Below are 18,646 nucleotides of genomic sequence, written 5' to 3'. Positions count from 1 at the left end.
AAGGTCGTGGCCTGGGCAGCCAACAACCCGGCTGGCGCAGACTGCGTGGTTTGCTGTCATCGTCGTCTCCTTAACTGACCTTGACTTGCCCGCTGCCATCCAGGCAGGCGGAAAAACTGACCTGACGCTTGATCCCTTCCACCTCAAGCAAGCCTTCAATGCTGAACGCCAGCTTGAGCGGGTCATGATCACGCGGCAGAGAAACGACACGCACCTGACTGAGCCGCGGCTCGTAGGCTTCGATGAAGTGCTCGATGGCCAAACGGGCCTGGCTCAGGGCATCGTGCAAGCTCAAGCGCATGTCGTTGAGATCGGGCAAACCGTAGTCGGAAAGCGTTTGCACGCTCCCCGCACGGGTGCTGAGCATCTTGCCCAGATGGGCAGCCACCGATGCCATCGCGCCGACCTCGCGGCTCCAGCCGACACGCTGGTCGGCCTCTGCGCTCAGGCGTTCAAACAGGCTGCCGTATCCGCTCATGACCTGGCTCCCGGTTACTCTTTATCCAGTTTGCCAACCAGAGAAAGCGTGAAGTCGGCCCCCATGTACTTGAAGTGCGGGCGCACGTTCAGGCTCACGCGATACCAGCCCGGCTCGCCTTCCACATCGCTGACGATGATCTGCGCAGCGCGCAGCGGACGACGACCACGGACTTCGGCACTGGGGTTTTCCTGGTCAGCCACGTACTGACGGATCCATTTATTGAGCTCCAGCTCAAGATCGGTACGCTCCTTCCATGAGCCGAGCTGTTCACGTTGCAGCACCTTCAGGTAGTGAGCCAGGCGGTTGACGATCATCATGTAGGGCAGTTGGGTGCCAAGCTTGTAGTTCAGCTCCGCCGTCTTGCCTTCAGCGCTGATGCCAAAGAACTTCGGCTTCTGTACCGAGTTGGCAGAGAAGAACGCGGCGTTGTCACTGCCCTTGCGCATGGTCAGGGAGATGAAGCCCTCCTCGGCCAGTTCATACTCACGACGATCTGAAACCAGCACTTCAGTCGGGATCTTGGTTTCGATTTCACCCATGCTTTCGAAATGGTGCAGCGGCAAGTCCTCCACCGCGCCACCGCTCTGCGGACCGATGATGTTCGGGCACCAGCGGAACTTGGCGAAGCTGTCGGTCAACTTGGTGCCGAACGCATACGCGGTATTGCCCCACAGGTAGTGCTCGTGGTTGTTGGCAACGGTTTCCTTGTAGACGAAGGACTTGACCGGGTTTTCTTCCGGATCATAGGGATTGCGCAGCAGGAACCGCGGCAAGGTCAGGGCAATGTAGCGAGAGTCTTCCGATTGCCGGAAGCTCTGCCACTTGGCAAATTGCGGGCCTTCGAAATGATCCTTCAGATCCTTCAGGTCCGGCAGGCCGGTGAAGCTTTCCAGGCCAAAGAAGTTCGGGCCTGCGGCGGCAATGAACGGCGCATGTGACATGCAGGCAACGCTGGAGACGTACTGCATCAACTTCACGTCAGGAGAACTGGGCGACATGAAGTAGTTGGCGATGATCGCGCCGACTGGCTGGCCACCAAACTGACCGTACTCCGCGGTGTAGATGTGTTTGTAAAGGCCGGCCTGCATCACTTCCGGCGAATCTTCGAAGTCGTCCAGCAGGTCCTGCTTGGAGACGTTGAGGATTTCTATCTTGATGTTTTCACGGAAATTGGTGCGCTCCACCAGTAACTGCAGCCCCCGCCAGGCGGACTCCAGCGACTGAAAGTCTTCGTGGTGGAGAATCTCATCCATCTGCTGGCTGAGCTTGGCATCGATCTCGGCGATCATGCGATCGACCATGGCCTTCTTGACCGGCTCGCCGCTGTTCTGCGGTTTGAGCAGTTCCTCGATGAAGGCTGACACTCCGCGCTTGGCGATATCGTAGGCTTCGTCGTTCGGAGTCAGACGGGTTTCGGCGATGATGCCGTCGAGAATGCTGTACTCGCTGCTCTCGTTGCTTTGGTGTTGCGCGGCACGGGTAGTCATGTGTTGTGGCTTCCTTGTCTGATGGGTCAGGCGTCTGGGGCGGCAGCGTTCAGGCCCAGCTCACCGAGCACGCGAACGCGGGATTCGTCGTCGGCGAGAACGCCTTCGATGGCTTTGCGAAACGCAGGTGCATTACCCAGAGGCCCCTTGAGTGCCACCAAGGCATCGCGCAGCTCCATCAGCTTTTTCAACTCGGGCACCTGCTCTACCAAGCTGGCCGGGTTGAAGTCCTTCATCGAGCTGACCCGCAGACTGACCGCCAGCTCATCAGCGTCACTGTCCTCCTGAAGACGGTTAGGCACGCTGAGCGTCAGACTCAGATCCTGCTTGGCCAAGACTTCGTCGAAGGTCATTTTGTCGATACTGATCGGCTTGCGATCTTCCACCTTGCGTTCATCCGGACGCTGGGTGTAATCGCCGATCGCCAGCAGTTTCAGCGGTAGCTCAATCTCCTCCTGAGCTCCGCCGGTCGCGGGTTTGAAGGTGACGTTGATGCGTTCCTTAGGGGCTACAGAGCCTTCTTTGGCCATGGTCCTTTCCTTGCGATTGTCGGCCCGTGGGCCTATTCGAGTACCACCTCGAGGTCGAGATGGCACAGCCTGCGATAAATCTCTTCCTTGCGTTCTCGCACTGCGTGGTTCTGCGGCAACAACTCACAGCAGCTAAGCAGGAGGTGCAGCACTTCCAACGCAAGATCCGGCTCCCAGGCGTGCAAGCCTGAGTTCTGCAATTCTTGATCAAGGGTTTCCAGCTGGGTCTTGGCCAGCTCGTACTTCTTGGCGATGAAACACAGCCGCGCCAGGCTGAAATGCCAGAAGAACCTCACGCGACCGCCACGCGCACTCTGCAGGCCTGGCTTGAGTACTTGCACCGCCGCCTTGAGGCCATCCTTGCGCAGGATCGGCAAGACCTCTTCCAGGGCCTCCTCCCAAATCGGCTGGCTGGAGCTGGCGTCGACCTGACGCGGTGCGCTGGTGGCGGATAGGTGAGGCATGACATGGGCGCTGATCCAGCTTCGAGTGGCCGGATCGGCGAAGGGAGTGCCGTCGTGAAAGCGCAACTCCACCACTCCCGGCAGACGCTGCAGCAAGAGCGCAAAGTGAAATTCGACTTCACGCATGGCCTGATCGGCGTTCAACGCTTGCAAGCACTCCCAGACCATGCGCTGCCCGTCGAACCAAAAGGGTGCCCTGGACAGGCTGGCTTCGAGCTCCAGCAACAAATCAGCGAACTGACCACCGGCAAAGCGTTCCTGGTAAGCCTTGAGTTTGTCCCCAGGCAGCCCTCGCAATGCCGTGACCTGTTCAGCGTTACGCTCCGGGACACTATCGATGGGCAACCACAGCATGGTGCGGTTCAGGCGCAGGGAGCGCATGTCGGTAGCCTTCTGCTTGAGCCACCAGGCGCACAGAGGTCGGGCATGCTCCTGCAGCGCACGCAGGACCCTCTGAGCATCCTTTTCGTTATCGATCGACGAGGCCGATGAGAAGAGCTGGGTCGCTGCCTGCTTGACCTGTGCTACCACCGTGCCGACGGCTCCGGGCTCTGGCTGATGCTCGACGGCACGCTGGATCATGCTCGACAGCCGCCGACAGATGGGCAGCAACAAAGGAGCGTCATCGCCAAGATGCTGGGTCAGTACTGCATCAAGCTTTTCCAGATTCAGCACCAATCGACGAAACAGCGGTAACTGTTCCTTGATCGCGATGTTTTCGCTTAACGCCTGCTCCAGTCGAGGCACCAGCCAGCTGATGGCGGCACCACGGGTACGCAGTTTATTGGGGTGGACCTCGACCCAATGCTGTTCACACAGGTACTGCAAGAGGCTGGAACCCGCCAGCAATCCTGCGAAGGACTCGCGCTGATACAGCGCCCAAGTGAGCCAGGCGGCCACCCGCAGATCCTTGGACTGCACACGTAGCAGGTTTTCACTGTTTTCAAGAACTTTCAGCCAGTCGATCTGACCGCTTTCATGCATGGACTGGGCTTTGGCCAACTCGTTTTCAAGGGCTTCGTATTCACTCGAAAAGCGAACATCCGCGCCCGCAAAACTCTCTTTGGAAATAGAGACTTTGGCGATCTCAAGATAATGAGCAGACAGTTTATTTGAGTAGTTCATCCATGACCTGTTTAAAGCTTTGCCGCAGAACAAGTGGCTAATGCTTTAAAAATATAACCCCTAACCCACAAGTATTAATTTAAGAAAAATCCTAAACTTACGAGAATAATTCCCTTACCGTTTCAATTTTTCCTACAAGCGCACTCCGCGCTAGGACCTTTGTTACCGGCCTTTTCGCTGATGCAGTGCCGTCACGATGCATTGCCACAGATATATACCTCCATTAACCATGCTGTATCAGAAAGTAAAATCGGGGCGAGACAACCTTATTCAGCTAACGGCGCACCGAGAGAGAAATATAATTAGTTCATATTTATCAACAACATAAGAAAATTACTTAGCAACCAAAACACAACCTCCTTTCAAGGTCGCGCCCAACAAGAGGAACACTCGGCTCAAGGTGTAACTCCCTGAAATAGCGGTACAACAGCTTCCAAAAAAATGGAAACTGCTCGGCGATTCATTATGAGAGTGCTGGCTTTGCGTTGTTGTAGCACCGGACATGGGCCATGTTTTTACTTACCCAAAATGGTCCTGATGTGTTGTTTGGTCATGGCGTTTGAATGTTGGGCGGAGCCCTAGACCTAAACATCACCGTTCTTAATTGAGGGCAGCTTTTAGACTCAGAAGTTTCAACTGACTTTACAGACCGGTCTCATATTAGCGTTTGCGCACGCTTTGCCAGGTTGAGCGCCATCTTGCATCCGAGCCAGGCAAGGTGCGGGTCTGGCCTCTCTAAAGCTTAAGGATGAGTCTATGTTCGCGTCAGTCGACACTGCACATTTTGTGCTGTCCATCCCTGCCGTTCGCCACGACTTCAAGGGGCTGGCCTTCAAGGGTTGCGAAGCCATCTGCGAGCTGTATGCGATCCGTATCGAGCTGATTTCGGACAACCCTAGGCTTTGTACGAAAACCCTTGATACTCGGTGATGCTGCGTTGAAAACGGTCTCGTGCGCGAGTCTGATCGGAATGCTCATTTACACCCCGTAAAGTCGAACGCGACCCCGGCCGTTCCTCGACCGTTTTCGCCTTGCCTGACCTTCGTCTCAAAACTTTTCGGACAGAGCCTAATGTCGAGCTGAAAAGCCTACTCAACCAACCGGCGTTCTTGCAGTTCGGCCTGGACGGTGAAGGCATCCGCAGCCTGATCAACAATCATCGAAATCGGCGACTGCGGTAAATGCATGACCCGCTATGCCAGCGAGAAACTTGGCCATGAGGCAATCTGATCAGCCGCGCATCGAAAACGCCCTCGGCCTTCCCAGCCAGGCCTACAACTTCTATACCAACCAGATCGACACACCGCAGGAAATGACCGATGTCGGAGGACTCGAGGTGTCGCGCGTACTACAAAGCATGAGGAGAACGCTATCGCAGAATCGGATGGAGCAGAATCTGTGTTTTCAGGGGGGGGTCACGTTTGGGAAAGAGGACTGAACTACAGAACCTTCAGTAAGACGATCCCGTGGTGTGGCGATTTCCCACGCAAGGTCCGATTGAGTTGATGGGCGGGGATAACCTAAATCGGTATGCGCCGACAACAAACCGTATTCAGCACTTGACCAGATTTGAGCGTTTGAAACGTACTCAATTCTGGACTTAAACGCACTGGATGGTGCTGGATTTGAGTGAAAATCACAGAAACGAAAAAAGGACCCGGAGGTCCTTTTTTCGATCGCAGTAGAAATCAACTGAATTCTACAACGCTATATTTGGAGCGGGAAACGAGACTCGAACTCGCGACCCCGACCTTGGCAAGGTCGTGCTCTACCAACTGAGCTATTCCCGCATCGTCTTGGTATTACGCATTCTATAGAAATCCGAATGCGCGTCAAGCCTTTGATTCAAAAATACTTATTTTTTCTCGTTGTCGATTTTCAGATGCGGCCAGGCGGCCCGCAGATACTGCAGCATCGACCACAAGGTTAGCCCCGCCGCTACCAGCAGCAAGGAATAGCCCACCAGGACCCAGAAGCTGAAGTCCGAAGGGTTGGCCAGGAGGATCACCAGCGCCAGCATCTGCGCTGCTGTTTTCCATTTGCCCATATTGGACACTGCCACCTGGGCCCGGGCGCCAAGTTCGGCCATCCATTCGCGCAGTGCCGAAACAACAATCTCGCGACCGATGATCACGGCTGCCGGCAAGGTCAGCCACAGGTTGCCGTGCTCTTGCACCAGCAGCACCAGGGCCACCGCCACCATCAGCTTGTCGGCTACAGGGTCGAGGAACGCGCCAAACGGCGTGCTCTGCTGCAGGCGTCGTGCCAGGTAGCCATCTAACCAGTCAGTGGCAGCCGCGAAGGCAAAGACTGAACTGGCCGCCATGTAGCTCCAGCTATAGGGCAAATAGAACAGCAATATGAAAATCGGGATGAGCAGGACGCGTAGAACGGTGATCAGATTAGGGATATTCATCGGCACAACTGGCTACGAGGTGATTGGGCATTCTACTCGCTGTGCAGGTTTGCATAAATCAACTCTGCGAGCTTTTTACTGATTCCCGGTGCTTTGGCTATCTCGTCGATGCTGGCACGAGACAGTTCTTGCAATCCACCAAAATGTTTAAGAAGGTCCCGCCGACGCTTCGGGCCAACGCCCGCCACCCCTTCCAGGGTCGAGGTACGCCGGGTCTTGCCACGTCGAGCACGGTGACCGGTGATCGCGAAGCGGTGAGCCTCATCGCGGATTTGCTGAATCAGGTGTAACGCCGGTGAGTCGCCTTTGAGGGTGAACTCGTGGGCGGCGTCATTCAGGTACAAGGTCTCGAAACCCGCCTTGCGGGTCGCCCCCTTGGCTACGCCGAGGAGGATCAGATCTGGTACCGCCAGTTCATTGAGCACGTCGCGAGCCATGGACAACTGCCCCTTGCCGCCATCCACCAGAAGGATATCCGGCAGCTTGCCTTCGCCTTCCTTGAGCTTGCTGAAGCGCCGGGTAAGAGCCTGATGCATGGCCGCATAGTCGTCTCCGGCGGTGACACCTTCAATGTTGTAACGGCGATAATCAGATTTAAGCGGCCCTTCCGGGCCGAACACCACGCAGGAGGCCACTGTGGCCTCGCCGCTGGAATGGCTGATGTCGTAGCACTCCAGGCGCTGGGGCGGCTCGTCCAGATTCAGAACTTCAGCCAGGGCTTCAAAGCGCGCGGCTACGTGCTGGCGGTTGGCCAAGCGTGCACTCAGAGCCTGTTCGGCATTGGTCACCGCCAGTTGCTGCCAGCGGGCACGGGTGCCACGGACCCGGTGACTGATGGTCAGCTCGCGGCCCCGCAGTTCGTAAATGGCGGCGACCAGCGTCGGGAAGTCTTCGTGCACCACGTTGACGATCAACTCCGCAGGCAGATCGCGCTCAGGACTGCTGACAAAATACTGACCCAGAAAGGCCGACATGACTTGCGCCACGTCTTCCTCGATGCCCACCTGGGGAAAGAAGTTCTTGCTACCCAGCACCCGACCGCCACGCACGCTGATCAGGTGCACGCAGGCGCCACCCGGGTTGACGAAGGCCGCGACCACATCCACATCACCGGTGCCACCTTCCATGCTTTGCTGGTCCTGGACTCGGCGCAGCAGGGAAATCTGGTCCCGCAACTCAGCGGCCTTTTCAAAATCCAGAGTGCCGGCGGCCGCCTCCATGGCACTGGAAAGTTCGTCGGTCAAGGCGTTGCTACGCCCCTCCAGGAACATGACCGAGTGGCGCACGTCTTCGGCATAGATCTCGGGCTCCACCAGACCGACGCAAGGTGCCTTGCAGCGTTTGATCTGGTACTGCAGGCAGGGCCGCGTGCGGTTTTTGTAATAGCTGTCCTCGCACTGGCGAACCATGAAGGTCTTCTGCAACAGGCTGAGGCTTTCACGAATGGCACCGGCACTGGGGTATGGCCCAAAATACTTGCCCTTGTGCTTCTTCGCCCCGCGATGGATGCTGAAACGCGGAAAATCGCCATCCGAAAGAAACACATAGGGATAGGACTTATCGTCGCGCAAGAGAATGTTGTAGGGCGGCCGCCACTCCTTGATCAGCGTCTGCTCCAGCAGCAGCGCTTCGGTCTCGTTGGCGGTAATGGTGGTTTCGATCTGCGCGATACGCGCCACCAGGGCTGCGGTCTTCGGTGCCTGGCCGGTCTTGCGAAAATAGCTGGACAGCCGGTTTTTCAGATTCTTGGCTTTGCCCACGTAAAGCAGGCGTGCATCGCTGTCGAACATGCGATACACGCCGGGACGGCCACTGCAGGTAGAAAGAAAAGCACTGGGATCAAACAGGTCAGTCATTTCAGAGGCTGGCATCAACCATGCCATGACGAACCGCCAGTAGCGTCAACTCGACATCACTACTGATCGACAGCTTCTCGAAAATACGATAGCGGTAGGTGTTCACGGTTTTCGGCGACAGACACAGCTTGTCGGAGATGATCTGCACCTTCTGGCAACCGACAATCATCAGCGCAATCTGAATTTCCCGCTCCGACAAGGCATCGAACGGGGAATCACTGGAAGGCTGGAACGATTTGAACACCAGTTGCTGAGCAATCTGCGGGCTGATGTAGCGCTGACCGGCAAAAACCAGGCGAATGGCCTGAACCATTTCATTGAGGCCCGCGCCCTTGGTCAGGTAGCCCGCCGCACCGGCCTGCAGCAACCGCGTCGGAAAAGGATCTTCCTCGCAGACAGTCACCGCCACGACCTTGATATCCGGATGACTGCGCAGCAATTTGCGCGTGGCCTCAAGGCCGCCGATCCCAGGCATCTTTACGTCCATCAGGACCACGTCGGGCTTCAACTCCCGAGCCTTGAGCAGGGATTCTTCCCCTGACTCCGCCTGCCCGACTACTTGCAGGCCATCGATGTCAGCCAACATTCGTGTAATGCCCGTACGAACGAGATCATGGTCATCGACTACTAGCACCCTAATCAAGCAGACACCTCGCGATTTGGTCTTTATAGGTTGCCGGATACCTTAGCAAAAAGCGACGTACAAACCTAATCACAAGCGCTATATAAAAAACATCGGCAAGCGATAAGAGACGCCGCCAACCTGAAGCAAGAAAACGCTCTGGCTTCAGGGCTCGGCGATCAGGGGCTTTTTGCGCAGACTCTAGATCTACGACAACTCGCCAGGGTCCTGGTCAGACGAAAGATTGCCCTCTGATCGTCCTTGAACAGTACCCTCCAGCAATTTGAACGGTTTTGAACTATGCCCGGTATCCGCATTGCCGCACAAGCCAAGCCAGGCGCGAGCTTCAAGGTAAATCGGTTCAACACTTTTCCCACTGGCAGAGGCTCGATCCCGCGCATACCTTTCCACCTCTGGCGGGACGCAAGAACAGCAAATGGGATTGAACCCACAAGGTTGCGCTCAATTGCCGCAGGAGCCTTCCAGAGGATCTGAGGCGCATGAGCATTCCATCCGCAAAAAGCACTCCTCCTCACCCACCACCTTCAACCCCACCCGCTCGTATAGACGCTGTGCCGGGTTGCCCTTGAACACAGTCAGACGCAACAAGCCCCGCCGCTCCGAACGGGCCTTTTCCATCACCTGCAACAGCGTCCAGGCTCCGGCGCCCCGCCCCCGCCACGCCTCCAGTACGTGCAACTCACGGATGTAGACGGCGCGCTGGTCCCTGCTCAGGCTGACAAACCCCAATACCTCGGTTCCCGAGCAAATCAAAAGATTCTCGCGACCGCCCCACGCCACATCAAACGCCTCGTCAAGCCACAACAGATCATTGCGAATGTAATAGCGCAGCATTGTGGAACGCGTCAGATCCCGGGCGAAGGCCAAATCCGCGTCAGCCGCCGGACGCAATTGAAAGGCGCTCATCAACCCGCAACCGCCCGCGCTTCGACCCGCCATTGCGCCCCATCGCGCCGGGCGATCAGCAGCGCTTCGCCGACACCTTCCACAGCACCCAGCAATTGTCCCTGGGCGCCCCAGATTGCGCTGCGCCCGGCACAGGACCAGCCGCCGCTGGGGCCGCCATGGTTGGCCATCAGCATCAGAATCCCGTGGTCCCGGGCATATCCTTGCAACAGAGCACTGTCGACGGCATACCCGCCTTCACTGATCAACACCCCGGCGGCGTAGATGCCGGCGCCAGCGTCCACCGCAGCCTGCACATGGCTGGCATGACAGAAATCCGCGCATACCGCCAAGGCCAGGACCTCATTCCCCAACTGCAACGGCGCACCACCGCTACCCGGAGCAAAAACCCGCTCCTCTCCAGGGTGCAGATGCTGCTTGCTATAAACCGCCAGCGAGCCGTCCGCCCCCAGCACCAGTGCGCCAATCAGCACCGGTCCATCGACGGACAAGCGAATCGGCATGCCCACCACCGTCGTCAGCTTCAACTCGCGGGCCAGATTGCGCAGTGGCTGCAGCCGCGGGGAGTCGGGCGGCAGCGCCAGTTCAGCGACCAACTGCGGTTCATAACCAGTCAGGGACAGCTCAGGAAACACCAGCAACTGCACCCCCTGCTGCGCTGCCAACCCCATCAAATGCTGATGTCGGGCCAGATTCGCCGACAAGTCTCCAGCAATGGACACCGATTGGGCGGCAGCGAGGGTCAGCACGGTCATGAACGTTCCTTGGCGAGACAACGAGAGGCAGCGGCGAGTGTGGCATAAATCCTCTCACGGCTTAATCCATGGCTCATTGCATCAGCTTCCATAGAAATTACTGATTGAATCGCGGCCCCGGCCTCTAGTAAGCTCGCCCCACTTCACGGAGAAACTCATGTTGTCCCAGACCCTTTCCCTGCATCGCCACACCGCCAGCGCACTGCGTTCGGTTGCGGCTGCTCGGGTCGACGGCACCAGCGCTCCGGCGAGCTTTTATTTTGGGTATTGGTTTAGCCACTGGCGCGCCTGATACCCAACCGGCGCCCACTTTAACGGGTCGCCTACCAGAGAATTCTCAACCCCCGGTCGGCCTCCCGACCGGGGGTTTTGTTTTTTCAGGCTCGACGTTTTTAACCACGACTTTCAGCAACACACCGAACTTACCGAGGATTTGCCCCATGAACTACGCCACCTATTACCGCTACGACATGTTCTCCACCTGGCGATTTAGCAGCCTCCGCTCGGGACAGCCTGCCGCCTCCGATCGGTCACCTACCGGTGGCAATTGCACACTTGTGGCCAGTACGGCCAATTGTCGAACACCCCAGTAGGGCCGCGCGCGGGACATCACCCGCCGCCCGCCCAGGAAGACCGAACATGAACTCGTCCGTATCCGCTCTGCCCCTGTCCGCCCAAGTCAGCGCCAACGAAACCCTGACCCAGCGCCTGCCCAGCTCTCTGGAGCTCAAGCAGCAATTGCCCCTGTCACTGGCCCTGAGCCAGCAGGTCGCCAACCACCGCCTGGCGATACGCGCCATTCTCGAAGGACAAGACCACCGCCTGCTGGTAGTCGTCGGTCCCTGCTCCATCCATGACCCGCAATCAGCCCTGGAATACGCCGCCAACCTGGCCCGCCTGGCCGAAGAGGTGAGCGACCAGATGCTCCTGGTGATGCGTGCCTACGTCGAAAAGCCCCGCACCACCGTGGGCTGGAAAGGCCTGGCCTACGACCCCGACCTGGATGGCAGCGACGACATGGCCGGCGGCCTGACCCTGTCCCGGGAGCTGATGCGCGAAATGCTGCGCCTGGGCCTGCCGATTGCCACCGAATTGCTGCAGCCCATGGCCGCCGGCTACTTCGACGACCTGTTGAGCTGGGTCGCCATTGGCGCCCGCACCACCGAATCGCAGATCCACCGCGAGATGGCCAGCGGCCTGGAGATGCCCGTAGGCTTCAAGAACGGCACCGACGGCGGCGTCGCCATCGCCTGTGATGCCATGCGTTCGGCTGCCCACCCCCACCGCCATTTCGGCGTCGACAGCCAGGGCCATCCGGCGATCATCCAGACTCCGGGCAACCCCGACACTCATCTGGTATTGCGCGGCGGCCACAGCGGCCCGAACTACGACCGCCAAAGCGTGGCCCAGGTCCAGCGCGACCTGCACAAGCTGAAGATACCGGCGCGGATCATGGTGGACTGCAGCCACGCCAACAGCGGCAAGGACCCACTGCGCCAACCGGCCGTATTCAACGACGTACTGGAGCAACGCCTGCAGGGCGACACCTCGCTGATGGGGGTGATGCTGGAAAGCCACCTGTTCGAAGGCTGCCAGCCCCTGAGCGGCCAGCTGCGCTACGGCGTCTCCGTGACCGACGGCTGCCTGGGCTGGAGCGCGACCGAGCAATTGCTGCGCAATGCCGCGCAACAACTGCAGCACGCACACAAGGTCGCTGCCGTCCCCGCCTGACTGCCCCTGCTGCAGGCACTGGCTTGCCAGCGAAGACGTCCCCAAGAGCAGCGACTTCTTCGCCAGCAAGCCGGCTTCTGTAACACCTGCCGCGCCCGCAGGAGCGTGGCAGCCCGCGAAGGCGCCAGACGGCAACGCCTTGAAGGAACTTTGAGAAGAAATAGCCACCTGAATCCGGTAGGCTCTCAACTTTCTTGAAAGGAGCAACATCCATGGCCAAAGCCACTGCCCGTCACATCCTGGTTGCCAGCGAAGCCAAGTGCAACGAACTCAAAGCCGAGATCGAAGCCGGCGCCGACTTCGCCGAAGTCGCGAAAAAGAACTCCACCTGCCCGTCCAGCCGTGACGGCGGCAACCTGGGCTCCTTCGGCCCGGGCCAGATGGTCAAGGAATTCGACACCGTGGTGTTCAGCGCTCCCGTGAACGTCGTGCAAGGTCCGGTGAAAACCCAGTTCGGCTACCACCTGCTGGAAGTCACCAGCCGCCAGGACTGATCCCCTCGCGACTGCGTCTGCTCAACGGCCCGCCTCCTGGTGGGCCGTTGTGTTTGTGAAAGCGGCTGGCCAGTCACGCGCCGCTAGCGTACAAATCGTGGTCATCGATCACCCGGCTCGTAAGGCTGACAATGCGACTGCTTTTCCCCACCGTGCTTTTCACCGTCCTGTTGCTGGAGGCCACGGGTGCCCAGGCGGCCCCGCAACACGCCATGACCGTCTACGGCGAACCAGCCAAGTACCCCCAGGGCTTCAGCCACTTCGACTACGTCAATCCCCAAGCCCCCAAAGGCGGGACCCTGCGCCGCTCGGCCATCGAGATCGGGCGCTTCGACCACGTGCTGCCTTATATAGACAAAGGCATCGGCGTGTCCCAGCTCGACGGCCTGGTCTATTCGCCCCTGGCCCTGCGTTCCCTGGATGAGCCCTACACCGTCTACGGTCTGGTGGCCGAAAAGATGGAGCGTGCCGAAGACGGCCTGTGGCTGCGTTTCTACCTCAACCCCAAGGCGCGCTTTGCCGACGGCACCGCGATCACCGCCGAGGACGTGCGCTACAGCTACGACCTGCTGATGACCCAGGGCAGCATGCGCTACCGCACCCAGTTCGAGGACGTCAAAGGCGTCACCGTGGAATCGCCACGAGTGGTGCGCTTCGACTTCAAGAGCAATGAAAACCGCACCCTGCCCCTGGATATCGCGACCCTGCCGGTGTTCCCCGAACACTGGTGGAAGAGCCGCGACTTCGCGGGCGGCGGCGGTTACGAAGCCCCCCTGGGCAGTGGCCCCTATCGCGTGGCCAAAGTGGATTCGGGCAACAGCATCACCTTCGCCCGCAACCCCGACTGGTGGGGCAAGGACCTGCCAGTGAGCCGCGGCTTGTACAACTTCGACCATTTCAGCGTCGAGTACTTCGGCGACATCGACGTCGCCCGCCAGGTGCTGCGCGGCGGCGCCTACGACTACAACCGCGAGTTCTCCGCCACCGGCTACTCCATCGGCTACGACAGCCCGGCCCTGAACGACGGCCGCCTGCAAAAGGCCCACCTGGCTCAGTCGGCGCCGCAACCGGCTCAGGGCTATGTGTTCAATCTCGACCGGCCGGTGTTCCAGGACCGCCGGGTGCGCCAGGCCCTGGCCCTGCTCTGGGACTTCGAATGGAGCAACCGGCAGATGATGCGCAACCTCTACATCCGCCAGCAGAGTTTCTTCTCCAACACGCCCCTGGCCGCCCGCAGCCTGCCGGACGCCGAGGAGCTGAAGATCCTCGAACCCCTGCGCGGACAGATCCCCGACGAAGTCTTCACCCAGGTTTTCCAAGCGCCAAAAACCGACGGCAGCGGCGTGATCCGCGACAAGCAACTGCAAGCCCTGGCCCTGCTGGAACAGGCCGGCTGGAAAGCCGAAGGCGACAAACTGGTCAACGCCGAAGGCGAGCCCCTGAGTTTCACCTTCCTCATCACCCAAGGTTCCATCGAGCGCCTGCTGCTGCCCTACAAGCGCAACCTGGCGCAGATCGGCATCAGCCTGAACATCCGCCGCATCGACTCTTCGCAGTACGTCAACCGCCTCATGGCCCGGGACTACGACATGATCGTCACCGGCTACCCGGTGACCACTTCGCCGGGCATGGAGCTGTACAACTACTTCGGTTCGGCGGCGGCCAACGATCCGGGCTCCAACAACTACATGGTGCTCAAGAACCCGGCAGTGGACCGCCTGCTCAACGGCCTGGTGAAGGCCACCAGCCAGCCGGAAATGCTGCGCTACGCCCACGCCCTGGACCGGGTGCTGCAGTGGAACTACTACTGGATCGCCAACTACTACCCGCCCGGCACCTCCACGGTGTGGTGGAACCGCTTCGGCATCCCCAAGGTGCCGGCGAGCAACGACGAAGCCATCGAAAGCTGGTGGGAAGTCAGCAGCACCGCGCTGACCAATGAACAAATGGCCGCCGAGCTGATCCGCCGTGGCAAACCCGGAGGACGACACTGATGCTGGCCTACATTCTGCGGCGCCTGTTGCTGATCATTCCGACCCTGCTGATCATCCTCCTGGTCAACTTCGTCATCGTCCAGGCGGCCCCCGGCGGCCCGGTGGAACAGGCCATCGCCCGCCTGCAAGGCATTGGTGGTGGCGGCAGCGTCGGCGGCTCCGCCGATGCCATGAGCAGCAGCGGCTCCCGGGCCAGCCGCGGGCTCGATCCCAAGCTGATCCAGGACATCGAAAAACAGTACGGCTTCGACAAGCCGGCCCATGAACGCCTGTGGCTGATGCTCAAGAACTACGCCCAACTGGACTTCGGCAAGAGCTTCTTCCGCGGCGCCACGGTCACCGACCTGATCCTGGAGAAAATGCCGGTGACCATTTCCCTCGGTCTCTGGGCGACCTTGATCACCTACCTGGTGTCGATCCCCCTGGGGATTCGCAAGGCCGTGCACCACGGCAGCCATTTCGACATCTGGAGCAGCACCGCGATCATCATCGGCTACGCCATGCCGGCCTTTCTGTTCGCCATGTTCCTGATCGTGCTGTTCGCCGGCGGCACCTCGCTGAACTGGTTCCCGGTACGCGGCCTGGTCTCGGACAACTTTGAACAGCTGAGTACCCTGGGCAAGATCGCCGACTACTTCTGGCACCTGGTATTGCCGGTCAGCTCCCTGGTGATCGGTGGCTTCGCCACCCTGACCATCCTCACCAAGAACTCCTTCCTCAACGAGATCACCCGCCAGTACGTGGTCACCGCCCGGGCCAAGGGCCTGAGCGAGCGCCGCGTGCTCTATGGCCACGTGTTCCGCAACGCCATGCTGCTGGTGGTCTCGGGGATTCCCCAGGCCTTTATCAGTGTGTTTTTCGCCGGTTCCTTGCTGATCGAGGTGATCTTCTCCCTCGACGGCCTGGGGCGCATGAGCTACGAGGCGGCGGTGTCCCGGGATTATCCGGTGGTGTTCGGTTCGCTGTTCATCTTCACCCTGTTTGGCCTCCTGATAAAACTCATCGGCGACCTGTGCTACACCCTGGTCGACCCGCGTATCGACTTCGCCGCGAGGAATGCCTGATGCTCAAGCTTTCTCCCGTCGCCCGCCGACGCTTGGACCGCTTCAAGAAAAACCGCCGCGGCTGGTGGTCGCTGTGGCTGTTCATCGGCCTGTTCATCCTGACCCTGGGCGGCGAGCTGATCGCCAACGACAAACCCCTGGTGGTCAGTTACCAGGGCTCGCTGTACTTCCCGGTGTTCAAGCGCTACACCGAGCAGGAATTCGGCGGCCAACTGCCGTTCCAGGCCGACTATCGCAGCGATTACGTGCAGCAGCTGATCCGCAAGGACGGTGGCTGGCTGCTGTTCCCGCCGATCCCCTTCAGCGAAGACACGCCCAACTACGACCTGACTCAGCCGGCCCCCAGCCCACCGAGCCAGGTCAACTGGCTGGGCACCGACGACCAGGCCCGGGATGTGGCCGCGCGGGTGATCTACGGCGCCCGGGTATCGATCCTGTTCGCCCTGGCGCTGACCGCCATCAGCGCCCTGATCGGCATCGCCGCCGGCGCCCTGCAAGGCTATTACGGCGGCTGGGTCGACCTCTTGGGCCAGCGCCTGCTGGAAGTCTGGTCCGGGCTGCCGGTGCTCTACCTGCTGATCATCCTCTCGGGCTTCGTAGAGCCGAACTTCTGGTGGCTGCTGGGAATCATGGCGCTGTTTTCCTGGCTGGCCCTGGTGGACGTGGTACGCGCCGAGTTCCTCCGAGGGCGCAACCTGGAATACGTCAAGGCCGCCCGGGCTCTGGGCCTGAGCGACCGCAAGGTCATCCTGCGGCACATCCTGCCCAATGCCATGAACGCCACCCTGAGCTACCTGCCGTTCATCCTCACCGGCGCCATCTCGACCCTCACCGCCCTGGACTTCCTCGGCTTCGGCATGCCCGCGGGCAGCGCTTCCCTGGGCGAACTGATCGGCCAGGGCAAGCAGAACCTGCAGGCGCCATGGCTGGGGCTGACGGCGTTTTTCACCCTGGCGCTGATCCTTTCGCTGCTGGTGTTTATCGGCGAAGCGTTGCGCGATGCCTTTGATCCACGATCTTGAAGCGGACTGTAGAAATGCCTGACAACCTCATCGAAATCCGCCAGCTCAAGGTCACCTTCGGCGAACAGACCGTGGTCCGCGACCTGAGCCTGGACATCCGCCCCGGCGAATGCCTGGCCCTGGTGGGTGAGTCCGGCTCGGGCAAGTCGGTGACCGCCCACTCGATCCTGCAACTGCTGCCGCAGACCGGCTGTAGCAGCTCCGGCAGCGTGCGCTACCGCGGCCAGGAGCTGATGGGCTGCGATCCGGCAACCCTGCAAAAACTGCGGGGCAACCGCATCGCCATGATCTTCCAAGAGCCCATGACCTCCCTCAACCCGCTGCACAGCGTGGAGAAGCAGATCGGCGAAACCCTGCTCCTGCATCGCGGCCTGGGGGGCAAGGAGGCCCAGGCGCGAATTCTCGAACTGCTGGAACTGGTGGGCATCCAGAAACCCAAGGAGCGACTCAAGGCCTACCCGCACCAGCTTTCCGGCGGCCAGCGCCAGCGGGTGATGATCGCCATGGCCCTGGCCTGCGAGCCGGAGCTGCTGATTGCCGACGAACCCACCACCGCCCTGGACGTGACCGTGCAGCGCAAGATCCTGCTGCTGCTCAAATCCTTGCAACAGCGCCTGGGCATGTCTCTGTTGCTGATCAGCCACGACCTCAACCTGGTGCGGCGCATCGCCCAAAGGGTGTGCGTGATGAAGGCCGGGGAAATCGTCGAGCAGGCCGATTGCGACACCCTGTTCAACGCCCCGCAACATCCCTACAGCTGCGAACTGCTGCACGCCGAGCCCGAGGGCCGACCGTTGTGCCGCGACAGCCGCGAAACCGTGCTGGAAGTGAACAATCTCAGCGTTGACTTCCAGATAGGCGGCGGCCTGTTCCGGCGCAAGGAATACCTGCGGGCAGTGGACGACATCAGCCTCAGCGTGGAGCAAGGCAAGACCCTGGGCATCGTCGGCGAGTCCGGCTCGGGCAAGTCCACCCTGGGCCAGGCGATCCTGCGGCTGCTGGATTCCCAAGGCAGCATCCGCTTCCAGGGCCAGGCCCTGGACGGCCTCAACCAGAAGCAACTGCGGCCCTGGCGCAAGCAGATGCAGGTGGTGTTCCAGGACCCCTTCGGCAGCCTCAGCCCGCGCATGTCGGTGGCGCAGATCATCAGCGAAGGCCTGGAAGTGCACAGCCAGTACGACGCCCGCCAATGCGACGAACAGGTGATCCGCGCCCTGGAGGAAGTCGGCCTCGACCCCGGCAGCCGCCACCGCTACCCCCACGAATTCTCCGGCGGCCAGCGCCAGCGCATCGCCATTGCCCGGGCCCTGGTGCTCAAACCGGCGCTGATCCTGCTGGACGAACCGACCTCGGCCCTGGACCGCACCGTGCAGAAACAGGTGGTGGCCCTGCTGCGCCAGTTGCAGGAAAAGTACGGCCTGACCTACCTGTTCATCAGCCATGATTTGGCAGTGGTGCGGGCCCTGGCCCACGACATGATCGTGATCAAGGACGGCCAGGTGGTGGAGCGCGGCGCCAGCCATGAAGTATTCGCCAACCCGCAACACCCCTACACCCAGGAACTGCTGGCCGCCGCCCACCCCGGCTGACCCGTCGCCGACGTCCCTTTTTCGCAGCCTCGCCAAGGCTCGACAGCGGCTACAGATGCTGCATCGTGTAGCCGCTGCCGCAGGCTGCG

General features: G+C 60.1%; 16 protein-coding genes and 1 tRNA gene. 7 read left to right on the top strand and 10 right to left on the bottom strand.

Translation table 11 applies throughout. The annotated features are described in order from the left end of the window. Window positions 1-70: 70 nt before the first annotated feature. Genes tssE through tssA form a run of 4 tightly spaced genes read right to left on the bottom strand, consistent with a single transcriptional unit; the run spans window position 71 to window position 4,087 of the window. Window positions 71-478: a type VI secretion system baseplate subunit TssE gene (gene tssE, locus PQT43_RS10960; protein ID WP_102881492.1), complete on the bottom strand. Its 408-nt coding sequence runs from the start codon at window positions 476-478 to the stop codon at window positions 71-73. 14 nt (window positions 479-492) lie between these two features. Further along, window positions 493-1,968, bottom strand: coding sequence for a type VI secretion system contractile sheath large subunit (gene tssC, locus PQT43_RS10955; protein ID WP_102864949.1), 1,476 nt, complete (start codon window positions 1,966-1,968; stop codon window positions 493-495). A gap of 26 nt (window positions 1,969-1,994) precedes the next feature. Continuing rightward, window positions 1,995-2,498: a type VI secretion system contractile sheath small subunit gene (gene tssB, locus PQT43_RS10950; RefSeq protein WP_102864948.1), complete on the bottom strand. Its 504-nt coding sequence runs from the start codon at window positions 2,496-2,498 to the stop codon at window positions 1,995-1,997. A gap of 32 nt (window positions 2,499-2,530) precedes the next feature. Beyond that, window positions 2,531-4,087 carry a type VI secretion system protein TssA gene (gene tssA, locus PQT43_RS10945; protein ID WP_272753866.1) on the bottom strand — a complete coding sequence of 519 codons (1,557 nt, stop codon included), beginning with the start codon at window positions 4,085-4,087 and terminating at the stop codon, window positions 2,531-2,533. Between the two features lie 756 nt (window positions 4,088-4,843). Here tssA and PQT43_RS10940 point away from each other — a divergent pair. Beyond that, window positions 4,844-5,017: a hypothetical protein gene (locus tag PQT43_RS10940; protein WP_250330849.1), complete on the top strand. Its 174-nt coding sequence runs from the start codon at window positions 4,844-4,846 to the stop codon at window positions 5,015-5,017. 784 nt (window positions 5,018-5,801) lie between these two features. Here the strand turns inward: PQT43_RS10940 and PQT43_RS10935 are convergent. From PQT43_RS10935 to PQT43_RS10905, 6 genes are all read right to left on the bottom strand, one after another. Continuing rightward, window positions 5,802-5,877, bottom strand: a tRNA-Gly gene (locus tag PQT43_RS10935). Window positions 5,878-5,942: 65 nt separating this feature from the next. After that, window positions 5,943-6,503, bottom strand: coding sequence for a CDP-diacylglycerol--glycerol-3-phosphate 3-phosphatidyltransferase (gene pgsA, locus PQT43_RS10930; protein ID WP_272753865.1), 561 nt, complete (start codon window positions 6,501-6,503; stop codon window positions 5,943-5,945). Window positions 6,504-6,535: 32 nt separating this feature from the next. Next, window positions 6,536-8,359 carry an excinuclease ABC subunit UvrC gene (gene uvrC, locus PQT43_RS10925; RefSeq protein ID WP_102864946.1) on the bottom strand — a complete coding sequence of 608 codons (1,824 nt, stop codon included), beginning with the start codon at window positions 8,357-8,359 and terminating at the stop codon, window positions 6,536-6,538. Between the two features lies 1 nt (window position 8,360). After that, on the bottom strand, window positions 8,361-9,002 hold the full coding sequence (gene gacA, locus PQT43_RS10920; protein WP_011061841.1) for a response regulator transcription factor GacA: 642 nt from the start codon (window positions 9,000-9,002) through the stop codon (window positions 8,361-8,363). Between the two features lie 441 nt (window positions 9,003-9,443). After that, window positions 9,444-9,908 carry a GNAT family N-acetyltransferase gene (locus PQT43_RS10910; protein WP_267268436.1) on the bottom strand — a complete coding sequence of 155 codons (465 nt, stop codon included), beginning with the start codon at window positions 9,906-9,908 and terminating at the stop codon, window positions 9,444-9,446. Continuing rightward, window positions 9,908-10,663 carry a carbon-nitrogen hydrolase family protein gene (locus tag PQT43_RS10905; protein ID WP_267268437.1) on the bottom strand — a complete coding sequence of 252 codons (756 nt, stop codon included), beginning with the start codon at window positions 10,661-10,663 and terminating at the stop codon, window positions 9,908-9,910. Before PQT43_RS10905 ends, PQT43_RS10910 begins: the two co-directional genes overlap by 1 nt. Before the next feature lie 639 nt (window positions 10,664-11,302). Here PQT43_RS10905 and PQT43_RS10900 point away from each other — a divergent pair. The 6 genes from PQT43_RS10900 to PQT43_RS10875 all read left to right on the top strand — a co-directional run bounded on the left by PQT43_RS10900 (window position 11,303) and on the right by PQT43_RS10875 (window position 18,557). Next, window positions 11,303-12,394, top strand: coding sequence for a 3-deoxy-7-phosphoheptulonate synthase (locus tag PQT43_RS10900; RefSeq protein ID WP_123394462.1), 1,092 nt, complete (start codon window positions 11,303-11,305; stop codon window positions 12,392-12,394). A 212-nt stretch (window positions 12,395-12,606) separates the two neighbouring features. Continuing rightward, entirely contained in the window at window positions 12,607-12,888 is a 282-nt protein-coding gene (locus PQT43_RS10895) for a peptidylprolyl isomerase (RefSeq protein WP_007924449.1), read from the top strand. 131 nt (window positions 12,889-13,019) lie between these two features. Continuing rightward, a complete protein-coding gene (locus PQT43_RS10890; RefSeq protein WP_272753862.1) occupies window positions 13,020-14,882 on the top strand; it encodes an extracellular solute-binding protein in 1,863 nt (620 codons plus the stop codon). Beyond that, the gene (locus tag PQT43_RS10885) at window positions 14,882-15,946 is read left to right on the top strand and encodes a microcin C ABC transporter permease YejB (RefSeq protein ID WP_102864941.1); all 1,065 of its coding nucleotides are present in this window, start codon (window positions 14,882-14,884) and stop codon (window positions 15,944-15,946) included. Before PQT43_RS10890 ends, PQT43_RS10885 begins: the two co-directional genes overlap by 1 nt. Beyond that, a complete protein-coding gene (locus PQT43_RS10880; protein ID WP_102881500.1) occupies window positions 15,946-16,968 on the top strand; it encodes an ABC transporter permease in 1,023 nt (340 codons plus the stop codon). The genes PQT43_RS10885 and PQT43_RS10880 overlap by 1 nt, the downstream gene beginning before the upstream one ends. A 14-nt stretch (window positions 16,969-16,982) precedes the next feature. After that, a complete protein-coding gene (locus PQT43_RS10875; protein WP_110653575.1) occupies window positions 16,983-18,557 on the top strand; it encodes an ABC transporter ATP-binding protein in 1,575 nt (524 codons plus the stop codon). Window positions 18,558-18,646 lie beyond the last annotated feature (89 nt).

The organism is Pseudomonas sp. BLCC-B112 (assembly GCF_028550695.1).
Taxonomy (GTDB): Bacteria; Pseudomonadota; Gammaproteobacteria; order Pseudomonadales; family Pseudomonadaceae; genus Aquipseudomonas; species Aquipseudomonas danubii.
Note: the sequence above shows the minus strand (reverse complement) of the source record. Positions and strands in the feature narration are given on the sequence as shown.